This window comes from Nonomuraea sp. NPDC049419, assembly GCF_040676995.1.
In the GTDB taxonomy this organism is placed as follows: domain Bacteria; phylum Actinomycetota; class Actinomycetes; order Streptosporangiales; family Streptosporangiaceae; genus Nonomuraea; species Nonomuraea salmonea.
Genome location: NZ_JBFAQB010000002.1, coordinates 420509 through 436073, shown reverse-complemented (window position 1 = coordinate 436073; position 15565 = coordinate 420509). Strand labels below are relative to the sequence as shown.

Here is a 15565-nt window from a genome sequence, read left to right as displayed (position 1 = left end):
TCATCAAGCCCGGGAAAGGGTGACGGAATGGATGATGATATGTCGGGAAAAATTGCCTGGGAATGGCTCGCTCGTCAGAGCCAGTCCCTCCGCTTGAAGACGGTGTACAGGATCAGGCAGACCGCCCCCATCAGGACGATGGCGAACGGATAACCGAAAACCCAGTGCGTTTCCGGCATGAAGTCGAAATTCATCCCGTAAATGGTCCCCACCAACGTAGGCGCGAAGAGAATGGCCGCCCACGCCGAGATCTTCTTGACCTCCTCGCCCTGCCGGATGCTGGCCTCCGTCATCCGCGCCATCTCCGCGTTCTGCGCCTGGGTGACCAGCGTGGAGTTGACGACGAGGATGTTCTGCAGCATCTGGCGGAAGGACGAGATGCGCTCGGTCACCGTGATGGCGTGGTCGGCGACGTCGCGCAGGTAGCTCTGCAGCTCGTCGGTGACCCCGTATTTGCGCGCCCCGGCGATGAAGCCGTGGATCATGCCGACCAGCGGCGCGGTGGCCCGCTGGAACTCGATCACCTCGCCGGACAGCTCGTAGACGCGCCGTGACACCGAAGGGTCGCCGCTGAAGACCTGGACCTCGATCTCCTCGATGTCCTTCTGCAGCCCGGCCACGACCGGGGCGTAACCGTCGACGACGGCGTCGAGGATGGCGTACAGGACGGCCTGCGGGCCCTGCCGCAGCAGGTCGGGGTCGGACTCCATGCGCCGGCGCACGCCCTGCAGATCGGGGGCCTCGGCGTGGCGTACGGTGATCACGAAGTTGGGGCCGACGAAGACGTGCAGCTCTCCGAACGCGACCTCCTCCACATCGTCGAGGTAGCGGGCGGCGCGCAGCACGACGAAGAGGGTGTCGCCGTAGCGGTCGGCCTTGGGGCGCTGGGAGCCGACGATGGCGTCCTCCAGCGCCAGCTCGTGCAGCTCGAACTCCTCGCCGAGCTTGACCAGCTCCCATTCCTTCGGCCGGTAGAGCCCGATCCAGGCCATGGCGTCGGGGGTCTGCTTGAGGCGCTCGAAGGCGTCGGCGAGCGAGCCGGGGTTGTCGACCCGCTCGCCGTCGCAGTAGATGGCGTTGTCGATGACGGTCGGGCGGTAGGGAGGCTCCTCCACGGCGCGCGGGTCCATCGAGTGTTCGGGCGCTTGCTCGCGTACGTCACCGCCGCGCCTGAGCCCCTTCACCCTGGCCATGGGCACCTCCCCAACAGGAAGAACTAGGACGAGCCGAGCTCGTCGAGCTGCTGTGTCGCGCGGTCTCTGATGGTCTTGCGCCACATGGGCGTCCAGCCGAACAGCAGCCCGTGCGGCCGGCCCAGGGCCATCTTCGACCAGCGTCTGAAGTCGAAGTCGTCGTGGTGGCGGACGATCAGGCCGTCCTCGAACCTGAACAGTGCGTCGATCTCGTTGACGACCTGGCGGCCCGTGCTGGAGAAGGTGTAGGTGGCCGTCCAGTGGGCGGTGCCGGTGAAGTCGTCGGCCGTCACGTCCCGGTATTCCGACTTCAGCCCGTCGCGTACGCCGAGCTGCAGCCGCCACATCCTCATCACCCTGTCGCGCCCTTCGACCTCCTGGAAGATGGGGTCGCCGAAACTGACCGCGGGGTGGTAACAGCGCTCCATGGCCGCGAAGTCCGCGCGGCCCAGAGCGTCGTAGAAAGCGCTGATGAGCGCCACGTGCCGATCGTTCACCCCTCTATCAGATCATGGCCGCACCGTTGTCCCAGCACACGGCCCGCAACCAGGAGTCCCCCAGCCCGAGGCGGGCCAGCGCGTCGAGCTGGTGCGCGTAGGGGTACGGGATGGTAGGGAAGTCCGTGCCCAGCACCACCTTCCCCGCCAGGCCGAGATCAAGCAGCGCGGGCCGCAGCCGTTCGGGGAACGGCATCCGCTCCTGGCTGAAGTCGGTGAAGGCCATGGTGGTGTCCAGGGCGACGCGTTCGTAGCGGGCGGCCAGGTCGAAGAACGGGTCGTACTCGGGCATGCCGAGGTGCGCGATGACGACCCGCAGCGCCGGATGGCGGCGCAGCACCTCCGCGATGGGCCGCACGCCGACGTGCCCGCCCGGTACGGGCACCGAGCTCGCGTGCACCACGACCGGCACCCCCGACTCGGCCAGCACCCCCCACACGTCGTCCAGCTCGGGCGCCCGCGGGTCGAACCCGCCCACCTGCAGATGAACCTTGAAGATCCGGGCGCCGTCGTCGAGCGCCCGCCGCACGTACGCCTCCACGCCCGGCTCGGGGTAGAAGGTCGCGGAGGGCAGGCAGCCGGGGGTACGCCGGGCGAAGTCGAGGGTCCACGCGTTCAGGTCGGCCGCCATGTCCGGCTTGTGGGCGTACGCCAGCGCGGGAAACGTCCGTACGCCCAGCTCGCGCAGCCGTTCGACCCGCTTCTCGATCGGCCATTCGTATTCGATGGGCCATCCTCCGCCCATCAGCGGCCCGCCGTGGTTGAAGTGGTGCCACACCCGGCGTTCCATGCGTTCGGGCAGGAAATGTACGTGCAGGTCGATCAGCCCCGGCAGCCCCAGCCGCCACGACCATTCGGGCACATCGACGTCGGAGAGCACGCCCGTCACCAGCCCGAGACCTCCGGGATCACCGCTCCGCCGAGCAGGTCGATCGCCTTGCGCTGGTCGCCGTCGCGCACGGTCACGTAGACGGCGGTGAAGCCGAGCTCGTGCATGCCGCGCAGCCGCTCCAGCACGCGTCCCGTGTCGTCGTCCGGCCCGATGACCAGCACGGTCGTCTTCTCGATCGCGTCGTAGTCGCGGCCTTCGCGCTCGCAGTGCTCGCGCAGCACGTCGAGCTTGCGGGTGACCTCAGGGCCGCCGAAGAGGTTGCAGGCGTCGGCGTACTTGGCGACCAGGCGCAGCGTCTTCTTCTCGCCCGACCCGCCGATCATGATCTTCGGGTGCGGCCTGCCGATGCTCTGAGGCGCGTTGAGCGTGCGTTCTAGCCGGTAGTGCCGTCCTTCGTACGGCTCGTCCCGGCCGCTCCACATCTGCAGGCAGATCTGCAGCGTCTCCTCCAGCCGCTCGAAGCGATCGGCGAGCGGCGGGAACGGCAGGCCGAGCCCGCGAGCCTCCGCCTCGTACCAGGCGGCGCCGATGCCGAGCCAGGCGCGCCCGCCGGAGAGCACGTCGAGCGTGGTCACGGTCTTGGCGAGCAGGCCTGGCTCCCGGTAGACGGTGCCGGTGACCAGCGTGTGCAGCTGGACCCGCCGCGTCGCGGCGGCCAGGAAACCGAGCGTCGCGTACGGCTCAAGCATGTCCTGCTCGGCGGGCCCCACCGAGTCGATCTGCCAGACGTGGTCCATGACGGTCAGCCGGGCGACGCCCGCGTCCTCCGCCGTACGCGCGATCTCGGCCAGCTCGGGCCCGATCCGCTCGGCGCCGCCGGGCCAGGTGAAGTGCTGAATGTGCAGTCCGAGTTCCATGGGCTGATCCCGTCGTGAATCGGAGGTATCTCCGGTTCATTATCGCGCCGTCCGCATCTCCTGGATCGCCGCCCCCGTACGGGCGCCGCGGACAGGCCGGAGCGATTAGGGTTTGTCCTCGATGGACAAGTTCTGGGCCCACCTGATCGCGGTTCAGCCTGACCCCGACCCCTGGGTCGTGGGGGTCTCGGCGCTCGCCGCGCTCGTGATCGTCGGTTTCCGCATGCCCTGGCAGGTCTCCCGGGGGCTCATCACGATCGCCCACGAAGGCGGTCACGCCGTCATGGCGCTGCTCACCCGGCGCAAGCTCGAAGGCATCCGGCTGCACTCCGACACCTCCGGCGTGACCCTGACCAGGGGCAGGCCGACCGGGCCCGGCATGGTGCTGACCGCGATGGCCGGTTATGTCGCGCCGCCGCTGCTTGGGCTCGGCGCCGCGTGGCTGACCGAGCAGGGTCACATCACGCTGCTGATCTGGGGCGTGCTGCTGCTTCTGGTCTGCATGCTGCTGCTGATCCGCAACCTGTACGGCGCTCTCATCCTCCTCGTCACCGGCGGCGCCGTCTTCGCCCTGATCATGTACGCGCCCGCCGAGGTCCAGCAGGTCGTGGCCCTGGTCGCCGCCTGGTTCCTGCTCTTCGGCGGCATCCGGCCGATCATCGAGCTGCAGCGCAAGCGGCGCCGCAGGCAGGCCAGAGACTCCGACGCCGACCAGCTCGCCCGGCTGACGATCCTGCCCGGCGGCTTCTACGTGTTCTTCTTCCTGCTGGTGGCGCTGGTCTCCATGGTGTTCGGCGCGTACCTGATGAACCCGCTCTGATCCCCTTATTTCCCACTAAACTCCACAGCAACAGGGGGAGAGTGGTGTGCTGCCAGTCGAGGACGCACCCGGCTACCGGGTACTCGATCAGGTGGGCCAGGGCGGATTCGCCGTCGTGTACCGCGCCTACCAGGAGCGCCTCGACCGGGTCGTGGCGCTGAAGGTGCTGTCCGTCGACCGGGTCGACCAGCGGACGATGCGCAGGTTCCAGCGCGAGCTGCAGCTCACCGGCCGCCTCACCGGCCATCCCAACGTCGTCACCGTCTTCGACACCGGCATGACAGGGTCGGGCAAGCCGTACATCGCGATGGACTTCTTCGAGCACGGCTCGCTGCGCGAACGCGTACGCAACGAGGGGCCGCTGCCGGTCCCCGACGTGCTGCGCGCCGGGGTGAAGCTGGCGGGGGCGCTGGCCGCCGTCCACGAGGCCGGGGTGCTGCACGGCGACATCAAGCCGCAGAACATCCTCATCTCCCGCTACGGCGAGCCGGCCATCGCCGACTTCGGCGTGGCCAGGGTCGTCGACGCGGCGGAGATCTCGGCCACCTCGCAGGCGTTCACCCCGCTGCACGCCGCCCCCGAGGTGCTCACCGGCCGGCCCCACTCGGCCGCCACCGACGTCTACTCGCTCGGCTCCACCCTCTACCACCTGCTCGCCGGGCAGCCCGCCTTCCACAACCCGGCCGACCCGTCGATCGCGCCGCTGATGTACCGGGTGCTGAGCGCCGAGCCGCCGCCGGTCAACCGCGCCGACGTGCCGCCCGCGGTGCTCGCGCCCGTGCTGCGGGCGATGGCCAAGCAGCCGGAGGCCAGGTACGGGTCGGCGCGCGAGCTCGCCCGGCACCTGCAGGCCGTACAGGCGGAGCTGGGCCTGCCGGTCACCGACCTCATCGGCTCCGACGCCACCCCGCCCCGGCCCGCTCACCCCACCACGACCGGCCCCGCCTTCCCCGCGACGGGCCACCACGCACCACCCGCCACGGGCCACCCCGCACCACCCACGACGGGGCACCATTCGATCGGCGGCAACGTCCCGGGCCCGGCCGGCGGTAACGCGTTCCCCGCCACGGGCCAGCACTTTCCCCCGGCCCAGCCCGCCATGAGCGGGCCGCCGAGCTTACCGACGCAGCCCTCGGGCAACACCCGCACCCGCAACGTCCTCCTCATCGCGGGCGCAGTGGCGGTCGTGGCGGCGGGCGGCACCGCCCTGGCCGTCTTCCTGCAGCAACTGGAGACACCGGCCACCACGACCCCGACGGCAGCGGCCACCGAGCGCCGGGACCCAGGCGGGCAGGACGCATCCGCGTACGCCCCGCGCCAGCTCAAGCTGACCGCCGACCAGGGCGCGCTGATCGAGCTGAAGTGGACGCTCCCTGCCGCGGCCCGCGGCTACCCGGTGGTCGTCCAGCGCTCCCCGGTCGAGCAGGGCAAGCAGCCCATCACCGCGCTCGGCCAGGGCGTCACCTCGGCGAAGATCAGCGGCCTGCACCCGGAGAGCGGCTACTGCTTCCTGGTCGGGGTGCCGCTGCAGATCTCGGAGAAGTCGACGGTCGCCTGGTCGAAGCCGTACTGCATCAGGGGAGCGGTGGCCCGCTCAGCCGAGTAGCTTGCGCGCGGCCTGCTCGATCTCCTCCTCCGACAGCAGCACGTGATCGGCCGCCCGCCCGAGCGGGATGAAGCTGTCGGACGACGTCACCCGCGCGACCTTCCCGGTGTAGCCGGCGTCGAGCAGCTCGGCCACGATGCCCTCGGAGACGCTGCCGGAGTGGCGGGTCTCGTCGGCGATCAGCACGTTGCCGGTCAGCTCGGCCGCCCGCAGCAGGTCGTCGAGCGGCAGCGGCGCGAGCCAGCGCAGGTCGAGCACGCGGCAGCCGTATCCCTCCTGGGTGAGGCGCACCGCGGCGCGCAGGCTCATCCGCACGCCGTTGCCGAACGTGACGATCGTCAGGTCGCGCCCGTCGCCGTAGGAGCGGGCCCGGCCGATCGGGACGTGCGTCTCGGCCCAGCGCGCGGGCGGCGCGTAGGGGGCCAGCCAGCCGCCGTCGCCGTCCTCGAACAGGTCACGGGTGTGGTAGAGCGCGATCGGCTCCAGGAACACGCACACCGACCCGGCCGTACGGGCCGCCGCCAGGCACGTGCGCAGCATCGCGGAGGCGTCGTCGGGGCGCGCCGGCGAGGCGATGACGAGCCCGGGGATGTCGCGCAGCGCGGCCACCGCGTTGTCGTTGTGGAAGTGCCCGCCGAACCCCTTCTGGTAGGCGTAACCGGCCACCCGCACCACCATCGGGTTGGTGTAGGCGCCGCGCGAGAAGAACGACAGCGTCGCCGCCTCGCCGCGGATCTGGTCGAGCGCGTTGTGCAGGTAGGCGAGATATTGGATCTCGGGTACGGGCAGGAGCCGCGACACGCCCTGCCCGAGCGCGAGACCCAGGATGGCCTGCTCGTCGAGCATCGTGTCGAAGACCCGGCCGGCCCCGAACCGCTTCTGCAGCCCCCGGGTCACGCCGTAGACGCCGCCCTTCTTGCCGACGTCCTCGCCGAACACGGTCAGCTCCGGATAGACGGCCAGCGCGTCGGCGAGCGTGCGGTTGATGGACTGCGAGAGCGTCATCGCCTTGTCGTTCTCCGGCAGCGACCCGGCGAACGCCTTATCCCGCACCGCGGGCGAGGCCGCCATCGGGCTGATCTTGGCGATCAGCTCGGGCTTGCGCGGCGCGATGGGCTCCATGACCTCCTTGGCCGAGCTGAGCCGCGGGCTGCGCGCCGTCTCCTGGGCGATCAGCAGCACGTGTTCGCGGGCCAGCTCGTACAACTTGAGCAGCTCGTCCGGCGTCTCAAGACCCGCCTCGACCAGCAGCGCCGCCGTGCGCAGCAGCGGGTCGTGCTCGAGGTCGGCTCTGATCTCGCGCTGCGTGCGGTAGGCCGACTCGACGTCGGACCCGGCGTGGCCCATCAGCCGCACGGTGCGCAGGTGCAGGAACGCGGGAGAGCGGTGCTCGCGTACGTGCTCGGCGGCCCTGACGGCCACGTCGTACGCCTCGGCCAAGTCGCACCCGTCGGCGGCGAAGTATTCGATGCCGGGCCGCCGCGCCGCGGTCTCCACCCAGCCCTTGGGGGTGCGCACGCTGATGCCGATGCCGTTGTCCTCGCAGACGAACAGGATCGGCATGCCCAGCCCCTGGTAGGTGGCGTAGGCGGCGGTGTTGAAGCCGGACAGGGCGCTGGCGTGGTTGATCGAGGCGTCGCCGAAGCTGCACACCGCGATGGCGTCGTCGGGCCAGGCTGAGGGCACGCCGAGCGCCCGCGCCCGCTCGATCGCGAACGCCACCCCCGCGGCCCGCGGCAGATGGCTGGCGATCGTGGAGGTCTGGGGGATGACGGCCAGGTCGGGGTGGCCGAACACCTTGTGCCGCCCGCCCGCGATGGGCTCGTCCGCCGCGGCGGTCAGCCCCATGAGCACGTCGCGGATGCCCTGCTCGGGCAGTCTGCCCGCCTGCTCGGACCGGGTCAGGTAGAACGCGCCCGAGCGGTAGTGGAGCAGCGCGGGGTCGCCGGGACGCAGGGCGGCGGCCACCGCCGCGTTGCCCTCGTGACCGGCCGAGCCGATCGTGTAGTGGCCCTCGTCCCGCTCGCGCAGCCACCTGGCCGCGATGTCGAGCAGCCGGCTGTCGAGCTGCCGCCGGTAGAGCGTCCTGCACTGGGCGCCGGTCAGGGACGTGCCGTCGCGGATCGGGAGCCCCGGATCTCGCGGGGGACCCGCCTCCAGCGTCGCAACGGCCTGGATGAAATGAGTCTCAACTGTGTCGCGCGCCACACCCCCGATTATGTCTTTGATCGGCGCTGACGTCTGCCGGACGCGGGGGAGATGTTGTGGACCGGTCCGATTGACCCACTGAGATAACTGTTTGTCAGAATTCCCAACCTTCACAGCGAGAGCCACGTCTACTAGGAGGACACACGTGGCACCCTCAATGCCGCGTTGAAACCAACGGGGTCTCCAGAAAGGAACCCGCATGTTACAACGCATCCGTGTAGCCGCCCTCGCCCTCGTACTCGGGGCAGGGGCACTCGCCGCCGCGCCTGGCACGGCGACGGCGGCAGCCGCACCCACCATCAGCGACGTGGGCATCAGCCCCACGCCCGCGATCGTGGTCTTCGACAAGGACGTCACCGTGACGTTCACGTTCACGACCAGGCGTGCGAACAGCGCCGAGCTCAAGCTCAACAACGACGTCGTGAACCTCGCCAAGTCGCCCGTGCCGGGCGGCTTCAAGTGGACCGGCACCAAGGCGTTCGGCGCCGGGGCCGTCGGCAAGTGGACGTACAACGCCGTCGCCAAGGGCGACGGCGATGCCACGAAGACCGGCACCTTCGACGTCGTCAAGGCGCTCACCACCAGGATCGGCGACTTCGACGCCGACCCCGACCGGGTGAGCAGGGGCGACACGATCAAGGTGTCCGGCCGCCTGGTCGCCGACGGCAAGGGGTACGACGGGCAGACCGTCGCCATCGCCTTCCGTGGGCGCGGCTCCGACGACTACCGCGAGGTGACCAAGGTGACGACGGGGCGCGGCGGCTGGTTCTCCGCCCGCGTACGCGCCTTGTCCACCGGCTGGTGGCGGGCCGAGTTCGCGGCCACCGCCACGGCCAGGGGCACCGTCAGCGACGGCGACCGCGTGGACGTCAGGCGCGCCAACCTCGCCAGCCGCATCTCCGGCTTCGACGCCGGGCCCGAGCCCGTGGACAAGGGCGACAAGCTCCGCTTCACCGGCACCCTGCGCGCCGAGCGCCGCGGCGGCCTGCCCGGCCAGCGCGTGTCCGTCTTCTTCCGTGCGGACGGTTCCCACCGCTGGGAGTACGTCACCTCCGACGTGACCGGTCGCGGCGGCCGCTTCTTCGCCACCGCCACCGCCGAGAAGTCGGGCTGGTGGCGTGCCGAGTACCGCGGCACCCGCGGCGTCAACGGCACCGTCAGCGGCCCCGACTGGGTCCGCGTCAACGAGCCCGCCCCGCCGCCCACCGCGGACAAGGCCGACACCCGGCTGATCAGGTTCAACGCCTACCCCGAGCCGCCGAGGCGTGGCGGCTACCTCAAGTTCAGGGGTGTGCTGCAGGTGGACGACGACGGCTCGTGGGAGGGCTACGCCGGCAAGGTGGCGCTCTACTTCAAGCCGCTCGGCTCCAGGAAGTGGCAGTACGTCAAGACCACCTCCTCGGGTGACAGCGGCCGCCTCTACACCAAGGCCAGGGCCTGGCGCTCCGGCCACTGGAAGTTCGTGTTCCGCGGCGACGCGGACACCAACGGCGACGACAGCGCCAGGGACTACGTCCGCGTCCGCCGCTGATCTCCCGATTCAACGAGGCCCGGGGCACCCACCCCGGGCCTCGCCCTTTCGACCTGGCTAGTTGACCTGCGAATCCGGCAACTTGGCATCGATCCGCATAAGCAGCGTCCGGAGACCGTCGAGCTGCGTATCGACCTGCTCGAACCGCCGGTCGACCTGCTCGAACCGCTTATCGATCTGCTCGAAGCGTGTGTCGATTCGTTCGAACCGCTTATCGATCTGCTCGAACCGCCGGTCGACCTGCTCGAACCGCTTATCGATCTGCTCGAAGCGTGTGTCCATCTGTTCGAGCCGCGTGTCGATCTGCTCGAAGCGTGTGTCCATCTGTTCGAGCCGCGTGTCGATCTGCTCGAACCGCGTGTCCATCTGTCCGAGCCGCGTGTCGATCTGCTCGAACCGCTCGTTGACGGCCCCGAAGCCGGCCCTCATCTCGGCCCTGATGGATTGGGCCTCTTTCGTGATTCTCGCGTTGATGTTGTCCTGGACCTGCGTGACGCGAAGGTGAAGGGTGTCGAAGCGATCGGCGATGCTGAGGTCTGGCACGCCACTCACGATAGCCCCCTCGACCTTTCGCATCCGGTTCTGCAGGTCAAGGTGCTGCTCTGCGTGATCCAACATCGGGTGAGCTCCTTATGCTCGGGGGGACTGCTGGAAGGGGCCGCGCGGCGCATCAGGAAAGTTACCCTCCGCACAGGGTCGTGCGCAGGTTGATGTGAGAGAAATTCCTAGTCGGCCTCGCCTCGCTATCGCTCTCACGATGCGGCCGTGGTCGATGATGGCGATGCTGTCGCAGTACTCGGCCTCGTCCCTGTAGTGGGTGGTCTAGCGCAGGCGGGAGGGCACAAGGCGCTGAGCGCAGAAGGGAAAAAGTTAATAAGCCTTAACGGTCGCCTCGATGGCCGCCCTGGCCATCGCGTGCAGCAGTGGCCGCATCTCGTGCCCTGGCAGCTCGCCCGCGCTGTGCGGAGTCGAGTTGAGCAGCCCGAACACCGCGTGCGTGGCGGCCCGCAGCCGCGCGGCGGGGCAGGACGGGTGCAGCTCGGCCAGCACCGTCACCCACTCCTCGACGTAGAGCCGCTGCAGCCGCCTGATCTGCCGGCGCTGCGGCTCCGGGACGTTGCCCAGCTCCCTGTCGTGCACGGTGATCAGCGCCGGCTGCTCGATCGCGAACGTGATCTGCACGTTGAGCAGCGCGTCGAGGGTCTCCTTGGGGCCGGGGGAGGAGGTGGCGACCGCGACGGCCGACTCGCGCAGCCGCGAGCTGACGTCGAGCAGCATCTCCGACAGCAGCGCGTCCTTGCCGTCGAAGTGCCGGTAGAGGGCCGGGCCCGAGACGCCGACGGCGGCGCCGATGTCCTCGATCGAGACGCCGTGGAAGCCGCGCGCCGCGAACAGCCGGGCGGCCGCCTCCAGGATCTCCGCGCGCCTGTTGCGCCTGCTGCGGGTAGAGGGGGCGGAGGCGGTGGTCACGTCTCACATGCTAGACGATGACGTTAATGATGGCTAACATCCGAGCCATGGGAGGGGACTCATGAGCAGCGACTGGCCGGTGCTGAGATCGGCGATCGAGCCCGGGAGCGAGGCGTACAAGCGCAACGCCGAGCTCAACGAGCGGCTGGCCGCCGAACTGCTCGAACGCCTGGCCACCGCCGCGCTCGGCGGGCCGGAGCGGTCGCGGCGGCGGCACGTCGAGCGGGGCAAGCTGCTGCCGCGCGACCGCGTGGACGGCCTGCTCGACCCGGGCTCGCGCTTCCTGGAGCTGTCGCCGCTGGCCGCTGGCGCCCTGTACGACGACCAGGCCCCCGCCGCCGGCATCATCACCGGCGTCGGCCGCGTCTCCGGCCGCGAGTGCGTGATCGTCGCCAACGACGCCACCGTCAAGGGCGGCACCTACTACCCCATGACGGTCAAGAAGCATCTGCGCGCCCAAGAGGTGGCCCTGCACAACCGCCTGCCCTGCGTCTACCTGGTCGACTCGGGCGGCGCGTTCCTCCCCAGGCAGGACGAGGTGTTCCCCGACCGCGAGCACTTCGGCCGGATCTTCTACAACCAGGCCACGATGTCCGCGCGCGGCATCCCGCAGATCGCCGCGGTGCTCGGCTCGTGCACGGCGGGCGGCGCGTACGTGCCCGCGATGAGCGACGAGGCGGTCATCGTCCGCGGCCAGGGCACGATCTTCCTGGGCGGCCCGCCTCTGGTGAAGGCCGCCACCGGCGAGGAGGTCACGGCCGAGGAGCTGGGCGGCGGCGACCTGCACGCGCGGGTCAGCGGCGTCACGGACCACCTCGCCGAGGACGACGCCCACGCGCTGGCCATCGTCCGTGACATCGTCTCCACGCTGGCGCCGCGCGCCCCGCGCCCGTGGGAGACGACCACGCCGGAGCCGCCCCGCCACGACCCCCGCGACCTCTACGGCATCGTCCCCGCCGACACCCGCCAGCCGTACGACGTGCGCGAGGTGATCGCAAGGATCGTCGACGGCTCGCGCTTCCTGGAGTTCAAGGCCGAGTACGGCCCGACCCTCGTCACCGGCTTCGCCCACGTCCACGGCCACCCGGTCGGCATCCTCGCCAACAACGGCATCCTGTTCAGCGAATCGGCCATGAAGGGCGCCCACTTCATCGAGCTGTGCGACCAGCGCGGCATCCCGCTGCTCTTCCTGCAGAACATCAGCGGCTTCATGGTCGGCAAGGCGTACGAGGCGGGCGGCATCGCCAAGCACGGCGCCAAGATGGTGACGGCGGTGGCGTGCGCGCGGGTGCCCAAGTTCACGGTCGTGATCGGGGGCTCGTTCGGGGCGGGGAACTACGCGATGGCGGGGCGGGCGTACTCGCCCAGGTTCCTGTGGATGTGGCCGAACGCCCGCATCTCGGTCATGGGCGGCGAGCAGGCCGCGAACGTGCTCACCACCGTCGGCGACGCCGATCCCGCCGCGATCAGGGCACAGTACGAGCATCAGGGCAATCCGTACTACTCCACGGCCAGGCTCTGGGACGACGGCGTGATCGACCCGCTCGACACCCGTACCGTCCTGGGCCTGGCGCTGTCCGCGGCGGCCAACGCGCCGCTCGAACCCGCCGGTTTCGGCATCTTCCGGATGTGACGCATGTTGTTCGACCGTGTTCTGATCGCCAACAGGGGCGAGATCGCCGTACGGATCGCCCGCACGCTGCGCGCGCTCGGCATCGAAGCGATTGCGGTGCACACGCCGTCCGACGCCGGGGCGCGGCACGTCCGCGAGGCCGACGCCGCCCTCCAGGTGCCGTCCTACCTGGACGCCGAGGCGATCATCGGAGCCGCCCAAGCGTCCGGCGCGCAGGCCGTGCATCCCGGTTACGGGTTCCTCGCGGAGAACGCCGCGTTCGCCCGCCGGTGCGCCGAGTCGGGGCTGGTCTTCGTCGGGCCGCCCGCCGCGGCCATCGAGGCCATGGGCGACAAGATCCGCGCCAAGGAGACCGTGTCGGCCGCCGGCGTGCCGGTGGTGCCGGGCGCGACAGGGCCGGGGCTTGAGGACTGGCGCGACTTCCCCGCCCTGATCAAGCCGTCCGCGGGGGGCGGCGGCAAGGGCATGATCCTCGTACGCGCGGCCGCCGAGCTGCCCGAGGCCCTGGCGTCGGCCAGGCGTACGGCGCGGGCCGCGTTCGGCGACGACACCCTGCTCATCGAGCGCTACGTCGAGAGCCCCCGCCACATCGAGATCCAGGTGCTGGCCGACGCCCACGGCGGCGTCGTGCACCTCGGCGAGCGCGAGTGCAGCCTGCAGCGCCGCCACCAGAAGATCATCGAGGAGGCGCCGTCCCCGTTCCTCACCCCCGAGACCCGCGCGGCCATGGGAGCGGCGGCGGTCGAGGCCGCCCGAGCCGTCGGTTACACCGGGGCCGGCACGGTCGAGTTCATCGTCGACGGCGCCACCGGCGCCTACCACTTCATGGAGATGAACACCCGGCTCCAGGTCGAGCACCCCGTCACCGAGCTGGTCACCGGGCTCGACCTGGTGGAGCTGCAGCTCAGGGTGGCGGCGGGTGAGCGGCTGCCGCTCGCGCAGGAGGACGTGCGGCTCGACGGGCACGCGGTCGAGGCGCGGGTGTACGCCGAGGACCCGGCGCGCGGCTTCCTCCCGACCGGCGGGCGCGTGCTCGCGCTCCGCGAACCCCGGGATCCGGCGGGCCAGGCGGTCGTGCGGGTGGACTCGGGCCTGGCCGAAGGGGCCGTGGTCGGCAGCGAGTTCGACCCCATGATGGCGAAGGTGATCACCTGGGCGCCCGACCGCGCGGCTGCGTACCGGACGCTCGACCGCGCGCTCGCCGCCACGGCGGTGCTCGGCGTCGTCACCAACGTCCCGTTCCTGCGCGCGCTGGCCGCCCACCCGGCCGTCGCGGCCGGGGAGCTGGACACCGGCCTGGTCGAACGCGTCCTGCCCGGCCTGCTGCCCGCCACGCAGACGCCTGACGCGGTGACGGCAGCGGCGGCGCTGGTCTTCCACGACCTGCCGCGCGGCGACGACCCCTGGGAGGTCGCCGACGGCTGGCGGATCGGCGAGCCGGCCTGGACGACCTGGCGGCTGGAGTCCCGCGACGGCGTGCACGCGATCCAGGTGCGCGGGCTGCCCCAGGAGCGGGCCGAGGTCCGCGTGGGCGAGCAGGCGGTGCCCGCGCGCATCAGGCGCGACGGCGCCGACCTGACCGTCACGCTCGGCGGGCGCAGCGAGCGGTATCTGTGCGTACGCGACGGCGACACGCTCTGGCTCGGCCGCGACGGCGCGTCCTGGGCGCTCACCCGCCACCACATCGGCGACCCGGGCGACCGGCCCGGCGCGGCGGCGGCCGGCGACGGCGTCGTCAGGAGCCCCATGCCGGGCACCGTGCTGCTGGTCAAGGCCCAGCAGGGCGAGCGGGTCAGCGCCGGCCAGCCGCTGGTCGTCGTCGAGGCCATGAAGATGGAGCACACGGTCACCGCGCCGCGCGACGGCGTGGTCTCCGAGCTGCCCGTACAGGCGGGCCGGCCGGTGGACATGGACGCCGTCCTGGCCGTGGTCACCGCCGAGGAGGCGTGATGCCGTACCCGATGGAAGGTCTTCCGCAGCAGGTCACGATCTACGAGGTCGGGCCGCGCGACGGCCTGCAGAACGAGTCCGCCACCATCCCCGTCGAGGTCAAGGCCGAGTTCATCGACCGGCTCGCCGACGCGGGGCACAAGGTGATCGAGGCGACCAGCTTCGTGCACCCCAAGTGGGTGCCCCAGCTCGCCGACGCGGACGAGCTGCTGCGCCGCCTGCACCGCCGTACGGGCGTGCGCTACCCCGTGCTCGTGCCGAACGCGCGCGGCCTCGACCGGGCGCTCGACCTCGGCGTGGCCGAGATCGCCATCTTCGCCAGCGCCACAGAGACGTTCGCCGCCAAGAACCTCAACCGCAGCCTGGAGAGCCAGTTCGAGATGTTCGAGCCGGTCGTGGCCAGGGCGCTGGACAACGGGATCCGCGTGCGGGCGTACGTCTCCATGTGCTTCGGCGACCCCTGGGAGGGGCCGACGCCGATCGCGCAGGTCGTCTCCGTCGGCGAGCGGCTGCTCGGGCTCGGCTGCTACCAGCTCTCCCTGGGCGACACCATCGGCGTCGGCACCCCCGGCCACGTCACCGAGCTGATCCGCGCCTTCCGCCGCCCGGACCGGCTCGCCGTGCACTTCCACGACACCTACGGGCAGGCGCTGGCCAACACCCTGGCCGCGCTGCACTGCGGCGTCACCACCATCGACGCCTCCACCGGCGGGATCGGCGGCTGCCCCTACGCGGAGTCCGCCACCGGCAACCTCGCCACAGAAGACCTCGTCTGGATGCTCCGGGGACTCGGCATCGAGACGGGGCTCGACCTGGGCAAGCTCGTCGCCACCAGCACCTGGCTGGCGGAGCTGCTCGGTCGGCCGAGCCCGTCCCGCGTCGTACAGGCGCTAGCGAAAGGCTGAGAG

At 70.8% G+C, this 15565-nt stretch carries 13 protein-coding genes; 6 read left to right on the top strand and 7 right to left on the bottom strand.

The features are described from left to right. Window positions 1-74: 74 nt before the first annotated feature. From AB0K12_RS07300 to AB0K12_RS07285, 4 genes are read right to left on the bottom strand one after another with little or no spacing between them, the layout of a single operon-like run. Window positions 75-1193 carry a magnesium and cobalt transport protein CorA gene (locus tag AB0K12_RS07300; protein ID WP_364556413.1) on the bottom strand — a complete coding sequence of 373 codons (1119 nt, stop codon included), beginning with the start codon at window positions 1191-1193 and terminating at the stop codon, window positions 75-77. A 23-nt stretch (window positions 1194-1216) separates the two neighbouring features. Beyond that, on the bottom strand, window positions 1217-1690 hold the full coding sequence (locus AB0K12_RS07295) for a nuclear transport factor 2 family protein (RefSeq protein ID WP_364556412.1): 474 nt from the start codon (window positions 1688-1690) through the stop codon (window positions 1217-1219). 7 nt (window positions 1691-1697) lie between these two features. After that, window positions 1698-2579 carry an amidohydrolase family protein gene (locus tag AB0K12_RS07290; RefSeq protein WP_364556410.1) on the bottom strand — a complete coding sequence of 294 codons (882 nt, stop codon included), beginning with the start codon at window positions 2577-2579 and terminating at the stop codon, window positions 1698-1700. Beyond that, the gene (locus tag AB0K12_RS07285; RefSeq protein WP_364556408.1) at window positions 2576-3439 is read right to left on the bottom strand and encodes an LLM class F420-dependent oxidoreductase; all 864 of its coding nucleotides are present in this window, start codon (window positions 3437-3439) and stop codon (window positions 2576-2578) included. Before AB0K12_RS07285 ends, AB0K12_RS07290 begins: the two co-directional genes overlap by 4 nt. A gap of 121 nt (window positions 3440-3560) precedes the next feature. On the opposite strand from AB0K12_RS07285, the gene AB0K12_RS07280 reads away from it, so the two are divergent. Beyond that, on the top strand, window positions 3561-4259 hold the full coding sequence (locus AB0K12_RS07280) for a M50 family metallopeptidase (protein WP_364556406.1): 699 nt from the start codon (window positions 3561-3563) through the stop codon (window positions 4257-4259). 46 nt (window positions 4260-4305) lie between these two features. Beyond that, on the top strand, window positions 4306-5865 hold the full coding sequence (locus AB0K12_RS07275; RefSeq protein WP_364556404.1) for a protein kinase: 1560 nt from the start codon (window positions 4306-4308) through the stop codon (window positions 5863-5865). Here the strand turns inward: AB0K12_RS07275 and AB0K12_RS07270 are convergent. Further along, window positions 5854-8073: a thiamine pyrophosphate-dependent enzyme gene (locus AB0K12_RS07270; RefSeq protein ID WP_364556403.1), complete on the bottom strand. Its 2220-nt coding sequence runs from the start codon at window positions 8071-8073 to the stop codon at window positions 5854-5856. The two genes, AB0K12_RS07275 and AB0K12_RS07270, sit on opposite strands and share 12 nt — an antisense overlap. Before the next feature lie 199 nt (window positions 8074-8272). Between AB0K12_RS07270 and AB0K12_RS07265 the strand changes: the two genes are divergently transcribed. Then, the gene (locus tag AB0K12_RS07265) at window positions 8273-9604 is read left to right on the top strand and encodes a hypothetical protein (RefSeq protein ID WP_364556402.1); all 1332 of its coding nucleotides are present in this window, start codon (window positions 8273-8275) and stop codon (window positions 9602-9604) included. 57 nt (window positions 9605-9661) lie between these two features. Here the strand turns inward: AB0K12_RS07265 and AB0K12_RS07260 are convergent, their stop codons facing one another. Continuing rightward, entirely contained in the window at window positions 9662-10222 is a 561-nt protein-coding gene (locus AB0K12_RS07260; protein WP_364556400.1) for a hypothetical protein, read from the bottom strand. Between the two features lie 252 nt (window positions 10223-10474). Next, complete coding sequence (locus AB0K12_RS07255) at window positions 10475-11074, bottom strand: helix-turn-helix domain-containing protein (protein ID WP_364556399.1); 600 nt, start codon at window positions 11072-11074, stop codon at window positions 10475-10477. Window positions 11075-11135: 61 nt separating this feature from the next. Between AB0K12_RS07255 and AB0K12_RS07250 the strand changes: the two genes are divergently transcribed. The 3 genes from AB0K12_RS07250 to AB0K12_RS07240 are packed head-to-tail and all read left to right on the top strand — an operon-like array spanning window position 11136 to window position 15562. Next, window positions 11136-12707 (top strand): carboxyl transferase domain-containing protein, encoded by a 1572-nt coding sequence (locus AB0K12_RS07250; protein ID WP_364556397.1) that lies wholly within the window; start codon window positions 11136-11138, stop codon window positions 12705-12707. A 3-nt stretch (window positions 12708-12710) separates the two neighbouring features. Then, window positions 12711-14657, top strand: a complete 1947-nt coding sequence (locus tag AB0K12_RS07245; protein ID WP_364556395.1) for a biotin carboxylase N-terminal domain-containing protein — start codon at window positions 12711-12713, stop codon at window positions 14655-14657. Next, window positions 14657-15562 carry a hydroxymethylglutaryl-CoA lyase gene (locus AB0K12_RS07240; RefSeq protein ID WP_364556393.1) on the top strand — a complete coding sequence of 302 codons (906 nt, stop codon included), beginning with the start codon at window positions 14657-14659 and terminating at the stop codon, window positions 15560-15562. Before AB0K12_RS07245 ends, AB0K12_RS07240 begins: the two co-directional genes overlap by 1 nt. Window positions 15563-15565 lie beyond the last annotated feature (3 nt).

Bases quoted from the DNA above. Each gene is read 5' to 3' on its own strand.
- AB0K12_RS07300 (WP_364556413.1), bottom strand. From the start codon at position 1,193: ATGGCCAGGGTGAAGGGGCTCAGGCGCGGCGGTGACGTACGCGAGCAA.
- AB0K12_RS07285 (WP_364556408.1), bottom strand. From the start codon at position 3,439: ATGGAACTCGGACTGCACATTCAGCACTTCACCTGGCCCGGCGGCGCC.
- AB0K12_RS07280 (WP_364556406.1), top strand. From the start codon at position 3,561: ATGGACAAGTTCTGGGCCCACCTGATCGCGGTTCAGCCTGACCCCGAC.
- AB0K12_RS07265 (WP_364556402.1), top strand. From the start codon at position 8,273: ATGTTACAACGCATCCGTGTAGCCGCCCTCGCCCTCGTACTCGGGGCA.
- AB0K12_RS07260 (WP_364556400.1), bottom strand. From the start codon at position 10,222: ATGTTGGATCACGCAGAGCAGCACCTTGACCTGCAGAACCGGATGCGA.
- AB0K12_RS07250 (WP_364556397.1), top strand. From the start codon at position 11,136: ATGAGCAGCGACTGGCCGGTGCTGAGATCGGCGATCGAGCCCGGGAGC.
- AB0K12_RS07245 (WP_364556395.1), top strand. From the start codon at position 12,711: ATGTTGTTCGACCGTGTTCTGATCGCCAACAGGGGCGAGATCGCCGTA.
- AB0K12_RS07240 (WP_364556393.1), top strand. From the start codon at position 14,657: ATGCCGTACCCGATGGAAGGTCTTCCGCAGCAGGTCACGATCTACGAG.